Raw genomic sequence first — 2,129 nt, 5'->3', positions numbered from 1 at the left:
GCTTTTTGTCGGAAGTCATTGCTATAGGGGGCGGGCATTGAAATAGGCAGAAAAGACATGGTCCTATTTTGTCCTAACTAGCTCCTCAATTGCTATATCAATAACTGAAAAATAAACGATAGACGATTCTGAGCCTGGTTGTAATTGTCGCCTGACACCCCTTATCGGTACATCGGAACAGAAAACAACGCTAAGTTAGTTGGGGACATAATCAAATAGCCATTTGAACTGCTGGTCAGCAAGCTTGGTGGGTGTGAGCTTGTACAGCCAGTTACGCAAAAAACAAGCGATTTTGCTTTCTACCTGAGCTAGTTGGCCGACCTGGCGAGAGGTGGCGTGTACTCGTGTAACTCGCTCACTTCGACTCAGCTCGAACTGACGCAGAAGTGAAGGAATGGAGTTCACTTTCCCAGTCTTAGGGAGCTGCTTCACTAATTCAAAGGCATCTTCCACGGCCATACCCCCCCCCTGGCCAAGAGTGGGTAGCACTGGATGAGCTGCATCACCGATCAGGGTGACTCGCCCACAACCCCATTCTTTCTGCATGGGTTTCCGATCACAGACATCATCTCGATAGATCGGCTGGTCAACGAGCTGTTGTAGAATTTCAGGAACTGGACTGGCATAGTTAGAAAAGCGTGAACGCAGCGCATTCAACGCTCCCCCTTCCGCGTCGTCATTCCCGTTTGCTTCCACATTATCAAAGCCATAAAAGGCATAACGACCCGAACCCACATCAAAATAGCCAAAGCGATTACCCTGACCCCAAAATTCACTCCAACTATATTGGTCATCTAAGGGTAATCCCGCCCCATTAAAATAGCCTCGCCAGCAACATGTTCCGCTATAGTTCGGATCTTCCAGTCGGTCTTTACCCTGTAGACGTGCACGGACAGTGGAATAGAGTCCATCAGCACCCACAAGGATATCTCCTTCTGTATGACTGCCGTCTTTGAAGAAGACTTGTATCGTGTCTTCCTTCTCTGCAAAGTTCTCGAAAGCGCATTGAGCTTTCACTGTTTCCGCTGGCAGTGAATCATAAAGAATTTTCTGCATCTCGAGTCGAAGTAAACAAACCCCCAGATTTTCTTCCTGAATAAATTGCGGAGAGTTGATATAGAGTGGTTCACCACTTTTGCTAAAGAACCCGCCTTTTCGGATGGAGCCGCCCTGCTGGTAGAACTGGTGCCATAGTTGCCCTTCCCACAGCAGCTTATAGACTCGCAGAGCGTTTGTCTGAATGAAAATACCACCTGGCCCTGATAGCATCTCATCTAAAGGTCGCTTCTCGTACAGTTCTACCGTGATACCTGCATCCAAGCAGGCACGTGCTAAGGTTAATCCCCCGATTCCACCTCCAATAACGATTATCTTTAGCAAAGGTACACTACCTCCCTAAAAAGCACCTTATTTCAGTGATTTTCTGGCAAGTTACAAAGAAATAAACCTTGGAAATGCTAACCGCCGTTTTTGCGGTATGAGTATCTATGACAATCCTATGCTAGATCGGTGAATGTGGATCACCCCGTTACTGAGTGAAGACGCTGGGTGCTGCGATCTCAACTTCAATACCAATCCCCAAAAGCTATCAAATCGTTGTCATAGCTCGTTCAAGCCAAATCGAAACTGGCATCTAGACAATACGTAGATAAAAATCAAGTCTAAGTTAATTGAGCGTTCATTAAAGTCTATTTACAATCAAAGTGTTGGCAGCAATTGATGTGGTTGCAGTATCGCTGATACCAAGTGCAATAAAGGCAAAAAGCCATTCTTTAAACCATTTACCACTCGACTTGCTACATCTTACCCCTTTAATTGGGCCTAACATATTGGAGCAAGCTTACGATTGTCCGACTTCAGCCATTGCCATTGCATCAAGATCATTTTCCTGTGTTGAAATCTTGAAATGTCTTGCAAGGAGAAATAACGGGAATGAAAAACCAATCGCAATGAGTGGACCTAGGAGAATGTATAGCCAGAGGAAACGCATTTCTAACCGACGACCTTCAATCATCATGAAAATTGTCGCTGCTGTGGCAATAGCAAATAAGTCATTCGTGAGAGATGCAGAAGCAGCATTCGCATAGGCAGCCTGAACAAAATCTCCGACTGAGAATCCAGCGTGCTCT

2 protein-coding genes are annotated in these 2,129 nt (G+C 45.7%); both read right to left on the bottom strand.

Features of this window, described 5'->3' with window-relative positions; all coding sequences use genetic code 11:
* Positions 1-195: 195 nt before the first annotated feature.
* A complete protein-coding gene (locus Q0986_RS20830) occupies positions 196-1,380 on the bottom strand; it encodes an FAD-dependent monooxygenase (protein WP_299415176.1) in 1,185 nt (394 codons plus the stop codon).
* 460 nt (positions 1,381-1,840) lie between these two features.
* Positions 1,841-2,129 (bottom strand): DUF2834 domain-containing protein (locus Q0986_RS20825; protein ID WP_299415175.1); only part of this gene is annotated, 289 nt, incomplete at its 5' end.

The sequence above is a fragment of the Acaryochloris sp. IP29b_bin.148 genome (genome assembly GCF_028285565.1).
Lineage (GTDB): Bacteria > Cyanobacteriota > Cyanobacteriia > Thermosynechococcales > Thermosynechococcaceae > Acaryochloris.
Note: the sequence above shows the minus strand (reverse complement) of the source record. Positions and strands in the feature narration are given on the sequence as shown.